Annotated in this window: 15 protein-coding genes; 4 read left to right on the plus strand and 11 right to left on the minus strand. The window is 57.3% G+C overall.

Going from position 1 to position 19,277, the window contains the following annotated elements; all coding sequences use genetic code 11:
- Positions 1-32: 32 nt before the first annotated feature.
- Positions 33-719, plus strand: a complete 687-nt coding sequence (locus ABWH92_RS09545) for a FadR/GntR family transcriptional regulator (protein WP_375567849.1) — start codon at positions 33-35, stop codon at positions 717-719.
- A 66-nt stretch (positions 720-785) separates the two neighbouring features.
- On the opposite strand, the gene ABWH92_RS09550 is transcribed toward ABWH92_RS09545, so the two are convergent.
- The 3 genes from ABWH92_RS09550 to ABWH92_RS09560 all read right to left on the minus strand — a co-directional run bounded on the left by ABWH92_RS09550 (position 786) and on the right by ABWH92_RS09560 (position 5,683).
- Positions 786-3,290 carry an ATP-binding protein gene (locus ABWH92_RS09550; protein ID WP_375567850.1) on the minus strand — a complete coding sequence of 835 codons (2,505 nt, stop codon included), beginning with the start codon at positions 3,288-3,290 and terminating at the stop codon, positions 786-788.
- Positions 3,291-3,325: 35 nt separating this feature from the next.
- Complete coding sequence (locus tag ABWH92_RS09555; RefSeq protein WP_375567851.1) at positions 3,326-3,799, minus strand: oxidoreductase; 474 nt, start codon at positions 3,797-3,799, stop codon at positions 3,326-3,328.
- A 240-nt stretch (positions 3,800-4,039) separates the two neighbouring features.
- A complete protein-coding gene (locus ABWH92_RS09560) occupies positions 4,040-5,683 on the minus strand; it encodes an FAD-dependent oxidoreductase (RefSeq protein WP_375567852.1) in 1,644 nt (547 codons plus the stop codon).
- 73 nt (positions 5,684-5,756) lie between these two features.
- Here ABWH92_RS09560 and gloA point away from each other — a divergent pair, with 73 nt between their 5' ends.
- Both gloA and lhgO read left to right on the plus strand, forming a co-directional pair.
- A complete protein-coding gene (gene gloA, locus ABWH92_RS09565) occupies positions 5,757-6,212 on the plus strand; it encodes a lactoylglutathione lyase (protein WP_375567853.1) in 456 nt (151 codons plus the stop codon).
- 3 nt (positions 6,213-6,215) lie between these two features.
- A complete protein-coding gene (gene lhgO / locus ABWH92_RS09570; protein ID WP_375567854.1) occupies positions 6,216-7,427 on the plus strand; it encodes an L-2-hydroxyglutarate oxidase in 1,212 nt (403 codons plus the stop codon).
- On the opposite strand, the gene ABWH92_RS09575 is transcribed toward lhgO, so the two are convergent.
- From ABWH92_RS09575 to ABWH92_RS09605, 7 genes are all read right to left on the minus strand, one after another.
- Positions 7,399-10,638 carry an alpha-mannosidase gene (locus ABWH92_RS09575; protein WP_375567855.1) on the minus strand — a complete coding sequence of 1,080 codons (3,240 nt, stop codon included), beginning with the start codon at positions 10,636-10,638 and terminating at the stop codon, positions 7,399-7,401. The genes lhgO and ABWH92_RS09575 overlap by 29 nt on opposite strands.
- A 21-nt stretch (positions 10,639-10,659) precedes the next feature.
- On the minus strand, positions 10,660-12,429 hold the full coding sequence (locus ABWH92_RS09580) for an ABC transporter ATP-binding protein (protein WP_375567856.1): 1,770 nt from the start codon (positions 12,427-12,429) through the stop codon (positions 10,660-10,662).
- A 10-nt stretch (positions 12,430-12,439) separates the two neighbouring features.
- Positions 12,440-13,402 carry an ABC transporter permease gene (locus tag ABWH92_RS09585; protein ID WP_375567857.1) on the minus strand — a complete coding sequence of 321 codons (963 nt, stop codon included), beginning with the start codon at positions 13,400-13,402 and terminating at the stop codon, positions 12,440-12,442.
- Position 13,403: 1 nt separating this feature from the next.
- Entirely contained in the window at positions 13,404-14,459 is a 1,056-nt protein-coding gene (locus tag ABWH92_RS09590; protein WP_375567858.1) for an ABC transporter permease, read from the minus strand.
- Between the two features lie 143 nt (positions 14,460-14,602).
- Positions 14,603-16,336 (minus strand): ABC transporter substrate-binding protein, encoded by a 1,734-nt coding sequence (locus tag ABWH92_RS09595; RefSeq protein ID WP_375567859.1) that lies wholly within the window; start codon positions 16,334-16,336, stop codon positions 14,603-14,605.
- Between the two features lie 159 nt (positions 16,337-16,495).
- Positions 16,496-17,092, minus strand: a complete 597-nt coding sequence (locus ABWH92_RS09600) for a LysE family translocator (protein WP_375567860.1) — start codon at positions 17,090-17,092, stop codon at positions 16,496-16,498.
- 36 nt (positions 17,093-17,128) lie between these two features.
- Positions 17,129-17,827, minus strand: coding sequence for an MBL fold metallo-hydrolase (locus tag ABWH92_RS09605; protein WP_375567861.1), 699 nt, complete (start codon positions 17,825-17,827; stop codon positions 17,129-17,131).
- 96 nt (positions 17,828-17,923) lie between these two features.
- On the opposite strand from ABWH92_RS09605, the gene ABWH92_RS09610 reads away from it, so the two are divergent.
- Complete coding sequence (locus ABWH92_RS09610; protein WP_375567862.1) at positions 17,924-18,397, plus strand: DMT family transporter; 474 nt, start codon at positions 17,924-17,926, stop codon at positions 18,395-18,397.
- Between the two features lie 3 nt (positions 18,398-18,400).
- Here ABWH92_RS09610 and ABWH92_RS09615 read toward each other — a convergent pair whose 3' ends face one another.
- Positions 18,401-19,231, minus strand: a complete 831-nt coding sequence (locus ABWH92_RS09615) for a phytanoyl-CoA dioxygenase family protein (RefSeq protein ID WP_375567863.1) — start codon at positions 19,229-19,231, stop codon at positions 18,401-18,403.
- Between the last annotated feature and the right edge of the window lie 46 nt (positions 19,232-19,277).

The following is a 19,277-nucleotide window of genomic DNA, read 5'->3' on the forward strand; positions in this document are numbered from 1 at the left end:
TTGGTCTGGTAATTGGTCTGGAAAACATTTGAATGGCGAACCTCACATCAACCGAACGGAAGCTTCGACTGCTTCTCGAACGCATTGCGCCGATCGCTGGTGACCGTTTGCCGTCAGAACGTACATTGGCTGAACGCCTGGGTTGTAGCAGGGAAACGCTGCGCAAGAGCCTGGTTGTGTTGGAAAGGGAGGGAGAGCTGTGGCGGCACGTTGGGCAGGGCACCTTCAGGGGGAAACGTCCACATCACCTGCCCATCCGCGACACGCTTGTGATTGAGGGCGCAACGCCCCCCGACGTTATGCGCGCGCGTCTCTTGCTGGAGCCGCAAATTGCAGCCGAAGCTGCACGCAAGGCCAACGCGGACCACGTCGCCATGCTGACATCAAAGGTGAATGTTGGTCGTAAGGGTCGAGACCGGCAAGAATGCGAGGCTGCCGATACGGCCTTCCACAACGCCATCGCTGAAGTTTCTGGCAACCCTTTGTTGATCCAGATGTTCGGCTTCCTGTCAGGCACCCGGCGCCGCATTGCGTGGCAGCGGGAATGGGATCGAACGTACCGACGCGTTGGCGTTGATGAGTTTCGCACTGTGCATAGTGACCAGCATGCGCGCGTGGTTGCTGCAATATCACAGGGTGATGCAGATGAAGCGGCTACCGCTATGAAGGTTCATTTGAAGACGATTGAGACCACGATGCAGGCCAACTCTGCAGAATGAAACTGGTCACGTCATTTGCATCTGCCTGAGGTACGCGCCAGCGATCGGCTTGATCGTCGATGACGCTCAGCTCTTCAGAGACGCAGCGTTCAAATGGGCCCGAAATGCCTCGGCACTCGCGGCGGACGCGGCGCGCAAGCTGGCCATGTCAGGGGCAGACGCGTCCGTGGCGTCTATTTGATCAATCAGAGAGGATAGACCGAGGAGGGCGGCACCGCCCCGGATCTGGTGCAAGGCTGCTGCGGCATCGGTTTCTAGCGAGCCGAGCCGTTCGATCGTGGCATTGGTCTCTGCAAAAAAAGTCTCTGCGGTAGTTTGCACTTTCTCTGGGCCCAGAACAGCCAGGAGATCATCAATGACTTCCATGTCCAACACGCTAACACTGTCATGCGGCTCGCTGGTGGCAGCCTGGGGGTCTGCCACCACATCCCGCAGGGCCGAGAAACGGATGGGTTTGGTGAAAAAACCATCCATACCTGCGCTGAGCGCACGGTCGCAATACTCCTCGCGGCCATGGGCGGTCAGCCCTAGGGTCCGTGTTTCTTTGTTCGGGCCTGCCTCACTGCGAATGCGGCGCACAGCCTCTATGCCGTCCATCACTGGCATGGAGACGTCCATAATGATCAGGTCAAAGGCGCGCTCTTGGGCTGTTTTCAGGCCCTGCAAGCCATCAGCGGCCTCATGAACGTCGTGGCCAAGTCGTTCCAGCATATCACGTAAGACCGAACGGTTGATCATGTTGTCCTCAACGATAAGGATGGACTTTGCAGTCTCGACAGGAGCGTCATCAGTGGGCGTAGAGGATCCTTGGGCCGCCATTTCAGCGCGGCGCAACGGCACGCGCAATGTGAAGGTGCTGCCGTTACCAACCGTCGATTGAACCGTTAGATCGCCACCCATCAACCGCGCTACCTTTCGGGAGATTGACAGGCCAAGTCCGTCGCCGCGTACTTGACGGCCTTCGGAATGGGCCAGCGCCACGAAGTCTTCAAAGATGTCTTCAAGATGTTCTTCAGGGATGCCACGCCCAGTGTCGGAGACTGTGATGGTGGCGTCCGTGTGATCGGCGGTGTGGATGCCACCCACGTTCACCGTGATGGCCCCATCGTCAGTAAATTTGATGGCGTTGCCGATCAGGTTGGTCAGGATCTGCCCGATCCGCCCGCTGTCACCTTCGAAAACTCGCCCCATGCCTGCCTCAACATCCAATGTCAGGGCCAGGTTCTTCTCTTGTGCGAGTGGGGTTAGCACATCGACGATACTCTCAACTGTGGACTCCATCTCGAATGGTTGGGGCGAAAACTGCATCGACCCCAATTCGATCCGCGTGATGTCCAACGCCTCGTTCACATGCTCCAACAAAATCTCGCCCGACGCTGAGGCGATGCGCGCGTAACGCTCTTGTTTCTTGGTCAGTTTTGTTTGCCGCATCAGGTCCAGCACGCCGAGGATGCCATTGAGCGGTGTGCGCATCTCATGGCTCATCACCGCAAGAAATTGCGATTTGGCACGGTCCATTGCCTCGGCCTTATCGCGTGCATCGATGAGCTTTTGTTCGTTGATTTTACGCACGGAGATGTCGCGAAGGTAAGCGATGAAGAGCTCCCCTGTCGCGCTTTGGACGGAGGTGATGTTGAGTTCTACCGGGAACTCTTCGCCGGATTTGCGCAGGGCTGACAGCTCCACCCGACCAGCGTCCAAAACATGAGGGTCGTGGGTTGCTAGATAGCGATCCATCCCCGCGGCATGGGCGGCGCGGTGGTGGTGGGGGATAATGGTGGTATCCATGGTCTGACCCAGGATCTCATCACGGCTCCAGCCGAATATTCGCTCAGCCGATGTGTTGAACTCAACAATTTCACCGGCTTCATTGGCTGTGACGATGGCATCCAGTGACGCTTCGACCGTGGAGCCGAGGCGTGCTGTGGATGCATTAAGCTCTGCATCTCGTTGATCCGCCCGCGCCAGAAGACGGTCGAGCACCATAAGAACAGCGGTGAGACCAAGGATGACGGCAATGGCAATCGCCCCGGTAAGGGTCAATTGACGTGCAAAGCCTGCCCGCCTTGCCTCAGCCCTCTGGGCACCTGCCTCCAATCCGGTCAGAACGAGATCGCGCATATCAGGCCGAATGTCTCGGGTGAGGTCGCGCAAGGCGATGATATCGGCTTGGGAAAGCTCAGGGTCGGCGTCAAGTATGGCGATGACGGCGTCTTGATAGTCTGTAACGCGGTCCCAAAGAGTGGCGCTGTCTTCGGGGAAAAGCGCACGCGCTTCACCCCGACTGATGATCAGCAAACGGCTAAGAGCAATATCCGCCCTGAGACGCACGTCAGACGTTTCCGGGTTGGGATCAATAGCGGCTTCGGAAAGCGTTGTGCCAAGGTTGGCAATCTCAGTTTCGACCTGAAGGATTGTCCACTGAAGGTTGTCGGTGTCGGCTGTGGATAGCCCCCGCAACTCGCGCACAAGGTTGGCTCCGAGTAGCGCCAGCAGCAAAACGAGGATCGGAACCCCAATGAGGACGATGGTACCCCTGCGCGCTCTGATACCGATGCTTGTGCCTCCCATCGTTACATCGTGCAAAGCCTATGTCGTCCGAGCGGTCAATCCAATGCCTCGATGCGGTCAAGCTGCCAAATACTTTGGGCATAGATCGTTTCGGTCTGGAACTGCGGGTCGCTGTCGTAAGGAAAAACGATCCAAAACGGCCCTTTGTCACGCACGGGCATGGTTTCTCCGTCAAGACGGGTTGCGACGATCGGATACGTGGCGTCAGCGTCGGGGGCTGGCATCTCGATGGCGTAGTCATTGAGCGCGGTAAGGGTCAGGTCGTCACTGGAAATGCCAGCGGCATCAAGAACGCTGCTCAAGGAGGGGCCGGTAAACGTGACCTCCCCTTCGGTCCAGATGGTGGTTGTTGTGATTGTAATCTGCGCCAATGCGTCCAGCTCTGCGATAGCAAAGTCGGTGGTGACGCCATCCTCGCCAGTCACCTGAAGTGCCGTGAAATCTTGAGCGGTCAGGGGTGTGGTGAGGGCTGCAACAGTTGCTGCGACGCAGAAGAGCTGGCGGATCATTGGGAGATGCCTTTGTGCACGTTGGACAAGTGCACTTCTAGCATCGGTATGCTGAAACGTTTCAGGGGTATCAGGATAGGTCTCTATGCTTTGGTATAGTCTGTTGCCAATCGAGCAATGAAACGGTGGCGTCTAAGAGTCTCGGAGCAGCACTCCAAGGGGAGACCGCACCCTCAATTTTTGGTGCGGCTGTTCTCCCATCTGTCCTAATAGCTCCGTATTAGACTGCCATGTTCAGTATCAGCTATCGGCCAAAAACCCATGCACCGCTGACACCACCACCGAACCTTCGCCAACAGCTGAGGCGACGCGTTTCACCGAACCGGAACGGATATCACCCACGGCGTAGATGCCAGGCATGGAAGTGGCATAACCTCGCGTTTCCAAACTGACATCGGCACCGGTTTTGATGAACCCTTTGGCGTCCAAATCGACCTGGCCATCAAGCCAACCGGTATTGGGCGCAGCGCCGATCATGATGAACAGCGCTTGGCTGTCCACTTGCTTCACCTCTCCGGTTTGCCGGTTCTTGATGTGAACTGCAGCGAGCCGGTCTTCACCATCGAGATGGCAAACCTCGCTTTGCGTCCAAAGCGTGATCGAGGGATCGCTCAAGATGCGCGTGGAGAGATAGGATGACATGGTTTCTGAAAGGCCATCGCGGCGCACCAGCAAGTGCACATGTTTGGCGTGGCGCGACAGGAACATGGCTGCTTGGCCAGCAGAGTTGCCGCCGCCGATGATCACGACCTCGGTGTTCTTGCAGAAGCGCGCCTCCAGCTCTGTGGCGGCGTAGTAGACCCCGTGCCCTTCCAGACGCTCCAGATCATCTAGCGGCAAGCGTTGATATTGCACGCCGTTTGCGAGCACGATGGAGCGGGTGCGGATGCAGGTTTCGTCATCCAGTTCCACTTCGTAGTGGGTTTTCTTGCAGTGTAACTTGGTCGCGCGGCGTGGCACGGTGAAACGAGCGCCAAACTTCACCGCTTGCACTTCGCCCAGATAGGCAAGGTCGGCGCCGGAAATGCCGCGGGGAAAGCCCAGATAGTTTTCGATGCGCGAAGAGGTGCCGGCCTGACCGCCGATGGCTGTATCCTCAATGCTGATAACGTTGAGCCCCTCTGAGGCTGAGTAAACCGAGGCAGCAAGACCGGCTGGACCCGCTCCTACAACCAGAACGTCAAACAGTTTGTCGGCCTTGGCTTCCAGATCCAGCCCTAGGGCAGAGGCGACTTCTCGGGCCCTTGGATTTACCAGCATCTCGTCTTTGCCGATGAGCGCCAAACAGTCGGCGTCCGGCAGCGCGCAATGGTGGCCGAGCGCATTTTCCCAACCCTCTTTTGTGCGATCCACAAAGCGATGTGGCACCAGGGATCGCGTCGCAAACTCCAAAAGCCGCAATGTGGTGCGGTTGGTCGGGTCACCGACAAGTGTCAAACGTCCTTCGCCCCATTCCATGATGAGGCGACGGCGTGCGGCAAAGGCAGTGACAATGATGTCGCTGAATTCCGGGTTGGTCGCGATAAGCTCGCGCAGCACCTCGTTTTTGACGGTAATGACCTCCGCTCTTTCGCCGATTTCAGCGGCAAAAAAGGTGCGTTGTCCCATTAGCATGCCAAGCTCGCCAAGGAAGTTGGGTGCCGACACTGTCACCACCGTGTGCCCATCGGTGCGGTCGATCACATCCATCGTTCCAGACAGCATGTGGTGAAAGTCGTAGCTGTCCTGGCCAACCTCAAACACAACATTGCCGGGTTCGAGGGTTCGGCGGTCACCAACGCTTTCCAGAAGCGCGACATGCTCCTCGGAGAGAACAGGATAGGCAGTGCGTTCCAGATCGTTTTTCGGCTGGGTGTTGCGGGGGGTGTGCGTTTTGATGGGCATTGATCAGATGGCCTTGGTTCAGACGGTCAGGTGTCCTATGTCGGGCTCATCTCAGCAAAAGGAAGAGCCGCTTATGCGTTATTTGCACACTATGGTTCGTGTCGAGGATATCGATGCCAGTTTGAACTTTTACTGCAACCTTATGGGCATGGTTGAAATCCGGCGCCGTGACAGCGAAGGCGGTCGGTTCACGCTGGTGTTCCTTGCCGCACCGGAGGATAAGGAAGCTGCGCTTGTCAACAAGGCGCCAATGATCGAGCTCACCTACAATTGGCCCGATGAGGATGGCAAAACGGAAAGCTACACCGGCGGGCGCAATTTCGGGCATCTGGCTTATGTGGTTGATGACATCTACGCGTTTTGTCAAAAACTTCAGGATGGTGGTGTGACCATCAACAGACCGCCTCGTGATGGGCATATGGCCTTTGTGCGTTCACCAGATGGCATTTCGATCGAGCTGCTACAAAAGGGCGACAGTCTGCCGGCGCAGGAGCCATGGGCATCCATGCCTAACACAGGTGAATGGTAGGCCTTGCTTTCTGACGATCGACACTCTGATTATCTGGTCATTGGCGGCGGCATTGTTGGCCTCTCGACTGCGATGCAGCTCGCCAGGGCCTATCCGGATGCAACCGTTCGCGTGCTTGAGAAAGAGGACCGGTTGGCTGCTCACCAGAGCGGTCACAACTCCGGCGTCATTCATGCCGGGGTGTACTATGCGCCTGGCAGCTTGAAGGCGAAGTTTTGCCGCGCTGGGGTGGATGCGACGATTGCGTTTTGCACCCGTCATCAGATTTCGTTTGAGCAATGCGGCAAGCTGTTGGTGGCGACCACGCCGATTGAGCTGGAACGTATGGACGCGTTGGAAGAGCGATGTCGTGCCAATGGTTTAGACCCAGAGCGCCTCTCTGCAGAGCAGTTGAAAGAGCGCGAGCCGAACATCACCGGGCTTGGGGCGTTGTTCGTGCGGGTGACGGGCATTGTTGACTATCCAGCTATGGCCCGTGCCTTGGCCAAGGAGTTGCAAGACGCTGGCGGCGATGTGGTGTTGAACTCCACTGTCACCGGTATTGCCGAAGGACCCGATACCGTATCGGTGGCGACCAGCACGGGCCTTTATGAAGCTCGTCAGTTGGTTGTGTGTGGTGGGTTGCAGGCTGACCGGCTGGCCAAGATGGCGGGCGTTGATGTCGACTTTCAAATCGTGCCGTTTCGCGGCGAGTACTATCGCCTGAACGCGCGGCACAACGCGATCATCAAGCATCTGATATACCCGATCCCTGATCCGGACTTACCGTTTCTCGGCGTGCATCTCACGCGTATGATCGATGGATCGGTGACTGTGGGTCCGAACGCGGTGCTCGGCTTTGCCCGCGAGGGCTATCCAAAGGGGTCGTTCGACGCTGGTGATGTGCTGTCCATGCTTGGTTTCTCCGGTTTCTGGAAAGTTATGGGCAAGAACCTGCGTTCCGGGATCACCGAGTTTCGCAATTCGCTGTCCAAACAGCGGTATTTGAAGCTTTGCCAGAAATACGCTCCAGGCCTGACGCTTGATGATTTGGAGCCCTATCCAGCGGGCATCCGCGCGCAGGCGGTGATGGCCGATGGCACGCTGGTGCACGATTTTCTGATCAAGCAAACGCAACGCACGCTGCATGTGTGCAACGCGCCGTCACCCGCGGCCACTTCTTCGTTGCCAATTGGCGAGCATCTGGTCAGCTTGCTTGCGGAGCGTTCTGGCTGACCAGCTCCAGCGGCACGCCGCCGCCGGTCAAAGCCGGGATTACCCGCAGTGTGATGATCTGATAGGGCTTCACGTCCAGCTCGATATGGTTGTGGCGCACAGGCACCGGCTCAAGCACATCTTCGAGCAGATTGCAGCGCTGAACGGCGGCCACGTCGAACCCAAACTGCACGGTGACAGGTCCACGCTCGCGGCTGTTTTCATAGAGCCGCATGATGACGCCATTGCCATCTTCAGCCTGTTTGATGGTTTCGATGACGAGGTTGGATTTGTGCGGCATTGCAAAGTGCCGCCACGGCGTGCGCCCACCGGCATTGTCAACATGGCGCACAATGAGTGGATTGTTGAGGTCATAGGCTGCCCGCGGCACATCGCGGCGCCAATCGCCCTCATGTGGCAGCAGCGCGTAGGTCATGTAGTGCACGCCCTGATCGGCAATCGGGTCGGGCATGGTGGCCGACTTCAAAAGCGAAAGCCGCATGACATTGTGGTGGATGTCGTAACCGTACTTACTGTCATTGAGCAGGGCGACACCGTAATTGCCTTCCGACAAATCGGCCCACTTCTGCGCCGCGCTTTCAAAGTGCGCATAGTCCCAGCTCGTGTTGCGGTGGGTGGTGCGCTCCATATTGCCGAACTGGATGTCATAGGTCGCCGTCGGCGAGAGGATGGCCACTGGGAACGCGACTTTCAAAAGCGTGTGGGTTTCGTTCCAATCGATCACGGTGTCGAAGGTGATCTGCTTGGAGCGGTGATCGAGTGAAATGCGCTGCGTGATTGTTGAGTGGCGGAAGGTGCGCTTGATTTCCAAAGTTGCGCGCAGCGGACCAGTCTCGACCACTTCCATGGAATCGAGCGCATCGATCACGTCGCAGCGGTCTTCGTAGTAGATATCGATGTCCCACGCGTCCCAGACGACAGGGCGATCTTCAAAGGCGAGCAGGCGGTTGCCGGTTTTGCCCTCTTCAAGCACCTCGCGTTTGGCGCGTTTGTCCCAGATAGACGTGATTTCGCCGCTGAGATCGAATGTGATCTTGAGGTCGAAATTTTCCAGTATCGCGCCGCTTTCGGTGAGCTTTGCGTCAAGGCCCGTATTGGTGTTGGCGGGTGCACCGGTTGGGCCGAGCGCGATGACCGAGTAAGGCTCGATGATGGGTGTTTCGATCAGTGTGCCGCCGTCGACGGGTTGGGTGAGAAGACTGCGCTCATCGCGCAAATCCATCAGACCAGTTTCGATGTCGTCGGCAAGAAATCCGACCCTTCCACCGCCAAAAGGTTGAGCGTTGATCACCAATGCGCTGGTTTGGCTTGGCATTGCGGTCGCAAGGGCATTGATTGCGGCCTCGCGCGCGGCTGAAACGCTGCGGCGCACATTGGTGTAGTCCGCCATGGTTTCCTCATAGACCTCGGTGATCGACGAGCCAGGCAGGATGTCATGGAATTGGTTGAGCAGCACCAGCTCCCACGCTTTGCGCAGTGTTTCGGCGGGGTAGGGGTGGCCCGTGGCCAAGTTGGCGAGTGAGCCGATGAATTCGGCTTGATGAAGCAAAACTTCGCATTTGCGGTTGTGCCATTTGGCGCGGGCCTGACTGGTCAGCGTGCCGCGATGCAACTCCAAATAGAACTCATCGTTCCAGGTTGGAACGTCGGCCACTGAGGGATCGTTTTCAGCGTTCTCAAAGAACTCACGCACGGTGCCGGGGCGCAGGCGTGGTGCGCCGGGCATCTCGTCATAGGCGTGCAGCGTGTCGATGAGGTCGCGGGTTGGGCCGCCGCCGCCATCACCATAGCCGTAAGCGATGATGAGCTCGTTATGTGATGGTTTTTGCCGGAAGTTTTCCCATGTGCCGAACACTTCCTCGGCGGAGAGTTCAGCTTTGTAGGTCGTGGCATGCGGTAGATACTGCACCTGGCGCGGCGTGGTGAGGAAATGCGCCATCACCTTGGTGCCGTCCAAGCCCTGCCACCACATCAACTGGTAGGGCATCTGGTTGTATTGGTTCCAGTTGAGCTTGTTGGTGACGAACCATTTGAGGCCCGCTTCCTTCATCAGCTGGGGCAGCGACCAGGTGAAGCCGAACGTGTCGGGCAGCCAAAGGACGGGGGTCTCGGCCTCCGGTCCATACTCTTCTCGGAAGTAGAGACGACCATAGACGATCTGACGAGCGAGTGCTTCGGCGCCGGTGATCACGCAATCGGGTTCTACCCACATGCCGCCAAGCACTTCCCAGCGGCCCTCTTCGATGCGCGCGCGGATGCCCTCGTGAATGGCCGGGTAGTCTTCCTTGGTGAATTGATATTGTAGGGGCTGCGACTGGCTGAAGTGATAGTCCGGATAGGTGTCCATCATCTTCAGCACATTGGCGAAGGTGCGCCCGCATTTGCGGCGCGATTGATCCACCGTCCACATATACGCCAGATCAAGATGAGCGTGGCCGATGGCGATGATGTCGACATCCAGCGGGTTACCGCCTTGGGCGAGCCCCTCTTTCAAGACCGCCAAAGCTTTGGGCACGGAGGCATAAAACGGTTCGCCGCCCACCGGGTCGCGTGTGTCGAGCGCTTTGAAGGCTGCGTCGAGGCTTTTTAGAATCTCATTGCGGGCGGTGGAGGTCTCGGGCTGCTGGCTGACGACATCAAGTGCCGTTCCTGCCAGCTGGCAAAAATCACGTGTTGGTGGGTCGATTTCCACCAGCGAGCATTCGCGCATGAACAGCTTGTCTTTGGCATTGGGGTTGGGTGGCCAACCAGAAAGGCCTGTCCAGCCGTGAAGGGCCAGGTCATGTTCCTGCCCATCATTCACGCGGTCAGGCAGAAACAGCTCATGATGGTGGCGGTCGACGGAGGCTTCAGCCTCGCCATCGATGTAGGCCAGCGCTTCGGGGTGGGTGAAGATATCACCGGCCACGCCGAGCGGTAGATGCAGAGCCAGCGGCCCGCCATGCTCGCCTTTGGCCCCCCAGCCCGGCGGTACAGAGATGCGGGTGCGCATCACAAAGTCAGTCGCCCAACTGCCCCAATAGCTGTCGAACGGGATTATTTGCCAATCGCTGATGTCCACGCCCGCTTGCACGGGTGCCTTGGCCAGCGGGCCATCCAGCGTGGTGTAGCGGAAGGGCATGATTGGTTGACGGCGCCGATAGACAAGTGGCGCAACCAGTTTCAGACGGGCGGCGATTTTCTCGACCGTCCAATAGATGGAGTGTTTCATAGATGTGGATCGTCCGAAGGCTTAGGCAGCGTTCGACATACTCCCAGGCACGGTAAGATCAAAGCCCGGCACCTGGCCGCGGAACACTGTTTGGGTGTTTTTCGACAGCTCAGCCAAGGTTCTCACATCATCGTCTGCGGAGGCAGACTCGCCCCAAGAGCGGTTCACATCTGGCCAAGGGATCGAGTCGATGAGCAGCTGCGTGTAGGGGTGCTGCGGGTTGCCAATCACCTCTTTGGGCGGCCCTGCCTCGGCGATATGACCGTGGTAAAGCACGATCACATAGTCCGAGACGTGATAGGCGGTTGCCAGATCGTGGGTAATGTAGAGGATCGAGATGCCGTACTGGTCTTTCAGATCGTAGATGTTCTTCAGGATCGTGGCGCGCAGGCTTGCGTCCACCATCGAGACAGGCTCATCGGCAATCAGCAGTTTGGGTTCCAGCATCAGCGCACGGGCGACGATCAAACGTTGGCGTTGTCCGCCCGAGAGTTGATGCGGGTAGCGGCGCAGCACCTGGCTCGGGTCAAGCCCAACAGCGGTGCAAGCCTCAAACATCTTCTCTTCAGTGTGGCTTTCAGACTTGGCAAATCCAAAGCGCTTGAACGGGAATTTCAACGCGTGATCTACGCGGTAGAACGGGTTGAAGCAAGCATAGGGGTCCTGGAAAACCGCCTGCACATTCTTGCGGAAATCAAGCCGGGCGGCTGGACCCATTCTGTTGATGTCCTGACCCTCAAACATCACTTTGCCAGAGGACGGCGCGGTGAAGCCAAGCATCATGTCGCCCATGGTCGATTTGCCTGAGCCGGACTGGCCGACGATTGAGATGATCTTTGGCACCTCGCCATCGAGCTTGAACGACATGGGATGAACAGCGGTCACGTCGCCGTAGGTTTTGGTAACCCCATCGAACTGCAACAGGGGTTCTGACCCAGCGGAACGGTTCATCGGAGGTGCGCCGAGCCCCTCATCCAAGAAGCTATCGCCGCCAACAAGCGGCACAGAGGAGATAAGCTGCTTGGTGTAGGGGTGTTTGGGGCTTTCGATGATCTGTTTCACCGTGCCGTGCTCGACCAGCTCGCCATCTTTCAGCACGGCCAACTCGTCCACGCTTTGCGCCATCAGGCCCATATCATGGCCGATAAGAATGAGGCCGGAACCGATCTTGGCCTGCACCTCTTTGAGCGTCTGCATGACATGGCGCTGGGTGACCACATCAAGCGCGGAAGTTGGTTCATCAGCAATAATGAGTTCTGGGTTGAGTGAGACGCCCAGCGCGATGCAGACGCGCTGCTTCATGCCACCCGACAGTTCATGTGGATAGAGCCGACCCACATGGCCGCCAAGACCAACGCTTGCCAAGCAATCGTCTGAACGCTTTTTCAGCTCGGTCTTTGCTACATTGCCCTCATGGGCACGGATGGCATCCCAAATCTGATCCTCGATGCGCATGATGGGGTTCAGCGAGTTCATCGCCCCTTGTGGAATGTACGCGACACGTTGAAGCCGTGTCTTGCGCATTTCCTCTTCATTGAGGTCGAGGATTTCGGTGTCGCCCAGCGTGATAGACCCAGATGACACGTAGCCTGGGGCCGCGAGCATCTGCATCACAGCCAGCGCCGTGGTGGTCTTGCCTGATCCTGACTCGCCGATGAAGCCGACGCGCCTGCCTTCATAGATCGCCAGGTCAAGGTTGCGCACCGCGTGAACCAGCCCTCCAGAGGTTGGGAAATCGATGGAGACGTCCTTCAGTGTCAGGACGACTTTGCCGGATTGTTCTACAGCCATGGTTTCGTCCCTAGACTTTGCGTAGGCGCGGGTTGGAGACTTCATCCAGCCCCAAATTCACCAGCAGAAGCGCGATGAACATGATGGCCAGAAGCGCCGTGGGTAGGCCCCACCACCACCAGAGATTTTGGATCAGAGCACCGGAGTTGATGGCGTCGTAGATCACGCGACCAAGCGTTGGAATGCGCTGCGGTCCAAGGCCAAGAACTTCCAGGCCGACCGCCGTGACGATGGCGGTGGTCACGTTGGCGATGAAGGAACCAAAGAGGTAGGGCACGAGGTTCGGCATCATCTCGCGGAACATGATGTGCATGGTCGATGCACCCGATAGCTGGGCCATCTTCACATAGCCGGACTCGCGCATAGAGAGCACTTGCGCGCGGATGAGACGCGTGGGCGACTGCCACATGAAACCAGCAATGAGCACCGACATCATGAGCAGCGAAACATCGCCAAACGCCGACTGAAACACCACAAGGATAAGCAGCGGTGGGATGGTGATCATGACATCAGAAAGGATGCGGATGACATCATCCGTGCGGCCGCCGATGAACCCAGCGGAGAAGCCCAAGAAGATACCGGTCGACATGCCGATCAGGGATGCAATGGCGCCAATCATCAATGTGTTTGGCGTGCCTACGATCAATAGAGCAAGCAGATCGCGCCCAGCACCATCGGTGCCCATTGGGTATTCACCAACACCAGCTTGGCCGCGCAGATTTTCAAAGCCGACGGGCGGCAGTTTTAGCGGTGTTGAACCGGTGAAGACCAACTCGGTGTTCCAAATGAACTGACCGATGATGCCCATCAGGATGATAAAGAGCAGAATGCCCAGTCCCCATATCAGTTTGGGGTTGAGCCAAGGATTGTCGAACCTGTTGAAACGACCGCCAGCAGTGGATGTGTCGACAACGCCTGCGGCTTCTGAATCGGTGGTTGCTGCTACGTTGGGTGTGTTTGTTGTATCGGCCATCTTACGCAGCCTTCTCAGTTGATTGGCGAATGCGTGGGTCGATCAACGGGTAGATGAGATCGACGATAAACACGCTGGCCGCCGTCATGAGAATGATGATGAAACTGACCCCTTGGATCACCGCGAAGTCCTGGTCGAGGATCGCGTCGTAGAGCAGCTTGCCCATGCCGTTGTAAGAGAAGATGCGCTCCACCAGGATCTGACCAGAGACGAGCAAGCCAATCTTAAGTGCGAAGGCGGTCACCTGCGGCAGGATCGCGTTGCGGACCATATATTTGTAAAGAATGTAGCGCGGTCGAAGCCCCTTGGCCTTGGCAAGGTTCACATAATCCTCGCCTTGCACCGTGATCATCAGCCCGCGCATGCCGAGCGTCCAAAAGCCGAATGTCACCAGGATGATAGATAGCGCTGGCAGCGTGCCATGGTACGCGACCGATTGGATAAACTCCAACGTCCAGCCAGGTTCAACGTTCAGGCCGTACGAGCCGGTGAGCGGGAAGAAAAACTCATTGCCCGTCCATTGTCGCATCTTGATCGAGAACAGATAGAGCAAGAGCAATCCAGACAGGATTGGTGGGATCGCGGTGAAGATCATCAAGCTTGGGATGACAACTTTCCAAACCCTTGGCGTTCGCTCCCAAACCATAAAAGCGCCAAGCGCATTGCCAATGATGAAGGTGATGATCACCGACAGCAGCATCAGCCCGATGGTCCATGGCAGAGCCTGCCAGATAAGGGCGGCAACCGGGGTGGGGAAACTTGCCGCGGACAGTCCGAAATCGAAGGTGATGATGGAGCGCAGGTAAAGCAGATACTGCATCCAGAGCGGTTCGTTGAGGCCGAAGCGTTCGCGTAGCTGGGCGAGAATTTGGTCAGAACCTTCAACAAAGGCCCCGCCGGATGCCATCCGCCCGAGCATCACTTCGGCTGGATCGACCGGCGAAAGACGCGGAATGATCCAGATCAGCGTTGCAGCAATCCAGACTGTGATCACGAAGGTGATCAAGCGGTTGATGATGTACTCTTTGGGGATGCCGCCCCCAGATGACCCGCTCATTGAAACGCTCCCATGCCCCTACGTCGATGCCCGTTGTTTTGCAGGCGTATTGTATCAGTTGTCTTTGGTTCCGCAGTTCTTGGCGTGCGGTGGATACAAAGAGGGCGGGGCGCTGATCAGCGTCCCGCCCACTGGCAAAGCGACTACTGTGCGCGTTCCAGATTGTGGATGATCTGGTGGGCAGAGCCCCACCAGAAGGCCGGGTGGTTGTAATTGTTGTCAGCCGTTGGCCAGCCGGTCCAATAGGTGGTGTTGAATGGCAGCAGTTTGGCTGCCTGCACCAGCGGCACGAAGGGCACTTCCGCAGCCAGATAGCCATGTGCTTCGGCCACCATATCAACAATGGCGGGATCGCCAATTGGCATGGTGCCCATCTGCTCGACAATCTCGGTGTAGGCTGCCGTTGCTTCGGTGTCCCATCGCCCTGTGTTGTTGAAGCCAGGTGCGCGCTCACCAATCGGAGCAATGCTCGCATTGGTGTAGCGGTTCATGGATGCCCAAGGCTCATTCACTGAGCCGCAGGAGAGCCATGAATAGGACATGTCGTAGCCGCCAAGGGGCAGCACTTCGCCCCAGAACACAGAGTTTTCAACCGGTACGGCGCGAGCGGAAATGCCAGCGCGGTTCAGCTGTTCCACAATCACGTCGATCGTTCGGGTGTATTCCGGCGATGCTGAGTTTACATGGATGTTGGCGGTGAGGTCTTCACCGTTCAACTCATAGATGCCATCCGAGCCCATGGTGTAGCCCGCAGCCTCAATGATGGCTTTGGCGCCATCCACATCAGAGTCCGCCGAAAAGCCGTTGCCAGCCTCTTCAATCGCTGAGATGAACGGTTCCATCGCACCGTACTGAACAAACATAGAGCGCGAGGCCTGTGTGGTGCCCTCGTAGGCGACGTTCACGATCTGATTGCGATCGATCAGCATCTCAACAGCACGACGCATATCTGCATTGTCCCATGGGGCAACGGTTGTGTTGAACTCCATTTGGCGGGCACACGGATCAGGCCAGGCGTAAGGAAGCTGGTCAAACCAGGCGATCACATTGGGGTTCTGGAAGCCCATCGCTTCAAAGGTGCCGAGCGTGACAGCCTGAGCTGCATCCATCTCGTTGGCGACCATGAGCTGCGCGCGGTTCTCTTCCCCGCCAGACTCCAAGAAGATGACACGCAGTGGTTCCGGCAGGTCTTCAAAGCCGGATGCTGCACCCCACCACTCATCGTTGCGATCCCAAATGGCCCGGTTGGTGGCCATAGATGTCATTGTGTAGGGGCCGGTTCCGATGGGTGGATTGAAGGCGAACGTTGCTGGATCTTCACCCTCCCACACATGCTGCGGCATGATGAGGAATGAGCCAAAGATACGGTTGGCAAAATTCTCCAAAACGAAGCGTGGGTTTGCGTTGTTCAGAGTGAAGGTGACGGTGAGATCATCGACTTTTTCTACGCTAGCAACTTGCGCACGGATCGTGGCTGGCTCGCGTTCTGACAGGCCTTCATTGTCCAACGCCATCTGCACGGTGAACACCACATCATCGGCGTTGAACGCTTCACCGTCCGACCAGGCGACGCCATCGCGAAGCGTGATGGTCCACTCGTCCTGCGCGTCATTGGCTTCAAAGCCTGTGGCAAGCCAGGGCTCGATCTCGCCTGACTCATAGTTGAGGATGAAGAGCGGCTCCCACATCGTCTGATGGGCGCCGTGCTGGCGTTTAACGCCTGGCGTGAACGGATTGAAATTCTCTGGATCGCGGATTGTCCGGTCGATGTCGAAGATCACGGTATCTTCGCGCGGCACGTCTTGTGCCAATGCAACACCCGTCAGGGCAACAGCAAACGCGGTGCCAGCAAGCAAGCTTGCTTTCAAATGGTTCATGGTTTCCTCCCTTTGAACCTCATGTATGCATTCTACGGAAGCCTTTTCGGAGAAAGCTGCCGCTCTTCTTAAGAAGCTATTTTTCCGCAAGCATAAGTCCAGATTGAATACGAATGCAAGAGTGCACGTATTTTGAGCTTTCGCAGCGTCAAGTTGTGGTTAGAGGAGAATGGCGTAAGCCACCGAAAGCAAAAGAAGAACCGCGAACGTGATGTTCACGGCTCGCGATGTGTGTGGGTTTTGCAAGGCGCTTGTCATTGCTGCGCCAACTGATAGCCAAGCGATATTGACCACGCAGATTGTCGCCACAAGAAGGCCTGCTTTCCAAAGGTTGTCGGCCAAAGCACTGGTCTCGATCAGCACATGGCCGGAGAACAGCGCTGCCATCGCGGCATAGGCTTTTGGATTGACCAGGGAGAGGCCAAAACCTTCAAACCATTTGGGCGCTGGCTTGGTTTCAGATGCCTGCTCGCCAGCCACCTTTTGCAAAGGTGGCGCGGTGGCGATGCGGTAGGCGAGGTAGAGGAAGTAGACAGCCGCCAAAACGGTGACGACCGGCGCGAGGCCAGGAATAGCCAGCACGATCCCAGCCATGCCGGTGCCCACCAGCGCGATGACCACGACCATGCCAAGATTGAGGCCAACCATGTACTCGATGCCGCGCAGTCGTCCGAAAGATGCGCCAACAGCGGCCAAGCTGAGCGTGTTGGGCCCTGGACTTCCTGTTAGAGCCAACGCGGCCAGTAAAAATGACATGATGGCGGCAAGCATAAGAGCCGCAGACTAGCGTGCTTAGTGGACGTAATCCATCACCAAGACACGGGTCTCGTGCGGGATGTCGGCTTTGGTCAGTGTCGTTTCGTGGTCGAACGCAAAGTCCACATCATTGTCATCGAAGTACGACAGAAAGCTCTCGATCCACATGGTGTTACGCGGCTTGTAGGTGAGGGTGCGAAAGTGCATCGGGACGATGATTTTTGGGCGCACTTTCTTGATGAGGGCATCAAGGTCTGGCAGCTCGATGGTCAAGTATCCTCCCGCCAGAGCCAGTAGCACATCCACATCCTCAAAGAAGGCCATCTGGGCCTCAGTGAGCGGATTGCCGACATCGCCCATATGGGCGATTTTGATGCCATCAACCTCAAAGCGATACATGCCGTTTTGACCGGGTATCCCGCGTGGATGGTTGACCCATTCAGCTGCTTCGATGGCGTTCACAGTGATGCCTGCCGCGGTGGCGCTGCCCCCATCCAGGGCGGTATCAAGTGCGTTGATCACCGCGGGTTGGCCTGGGATCAGGTCAGCGCGGCAGTGGGCATCGTCATCATCGGATGAAATGATGACGAGATCGGCGGTTTCTTCGATGGGACGATAGCCAACACCCTCAGGCGTGTAGGGATCGGTGATGATGGATGTTCCATCCTCCGCTGTGATGCGGAAGGCGGCGTGGCCGTACCATTTCAGCTGCATGGCGTTGATGTCCTTCGTCATGGTATCGCGATACAAAGCGTGGTGTTTCTTTGAGTCATCGCGCGTGTTGAATGCGTATGCAAGGGCCGCGTGCTCATCCTTTCAGAAAGAGACTCTATGCCCAACGAACCATCCCCCCTGCTGCTGATGCTTGCCTTTGTCGCTGTGATCGTTGGCGGTATGGCGACGGCCACGCAAGCCCCGATCAATGCTGCTCTCAACAGAGCGTTTTCTGACCCGATTCTTGTTGCGTGTTTTTCGTTCTTTGTCGGCTTTGCGGTTCTTCTCGTTGTTTGGTTGGTGTCTCTTTTGGTGCGTGAAACCGGATTTGTGATGCCGCAAACCACCGAGGTTCCCTGGTGGGCGTGGGTTGGTGGAACGCTTGGTGCCATCTACGTCCTTGCTGCCCTTTGGGCTGTCCCGATGCTTGGTATGGTGACGATCGTGGCCGCCATGGTGCTTGGCCAGTTGTTGGCAGCGTTGTTGATTGATGCCTTCGGTGTTTTTGGCATTGCGGTGCGAGAGATTTCGCTGACTCGCATCTTGGCGGTGCTCATGGTGATGGGTGGACTGGTGCTGTCGCGGCTCTAGCCGTCAGTTCCCGCCGATGTTGCGCGGTCCGTCGGCAAGCACCAGCCGGTCGCCGGCGGGTCTTTGATGGTGGCGCCAGGTGTCGGTGGTGTCCTGTCCACGGCAAAGGATGGCTTCAATGCCTTTGCCCCATTGCGCATCAGTAACTGCCACGTCTGGTGGACAGTAGCGAATGGTCAGACCACAGCGGCGACGGTTCGATCTGTTGGGCAGGGATCCGTGCGCCAGCATGTCAGCGTGCATGGAGAACTGACCGGCTTTTAGCGTGTTGCTTACCGGGTCACCGAGCGAATCTGCGCCAACAAGCTCACGATCCAAGACCGATCCCTCTGCTGCCTGTTCCCATTGCATTGGTCCTTTGTCATGGGTGCGTGGAATGAAGCGCATCGCTGAATTCTCTTCATCTGTATCATCGATTGCCAGCCAAACGGTGACCGTGCGGGCAGGCGAGAAATGCCAAAAGCTGGCATCTTGATGCCAGGGAACGGTTTTGGGATCACCAGGCAGTTTGGCGAAGAAGTGGGCTGCCCAACAGATGATGGTGGCGCCGACAATATCTTCCACATGATCAAGGATGGTGGGGTTGGTGCAGATATCCCAGAGGCCAGCCAAGCGGGCTTGGAAGCAATTGATCCCATAAGCGCCGTCCGGGCCTGCCTGTTCCAACAGCTCGTCAAAGTAGGCGCGGTTGGCATCGGCGTCTGCGTGATCGAAAGCTGTGAAGCCGCTCACATAGCCTTCCCGATTGTATTGCTCGATCTGGCCCGTTGAGAGTGCCTTAGGCTTGGCATTGACCACTGGCTTGAACGTCAGATCGTGTTCAGTTGTCAGCATGATTGGTCCGTTTCGGTGTGATTGGCGATGCCTTGACGATCTCTGC

This window comes from Ahrensia marina (assembly GCF_042140245.1).
Classification (GTDB): domain Bacteria; phylum Pseudomonadota; class Alphaproteobacteria; order Rhizobiales; family MH13; genus MH13.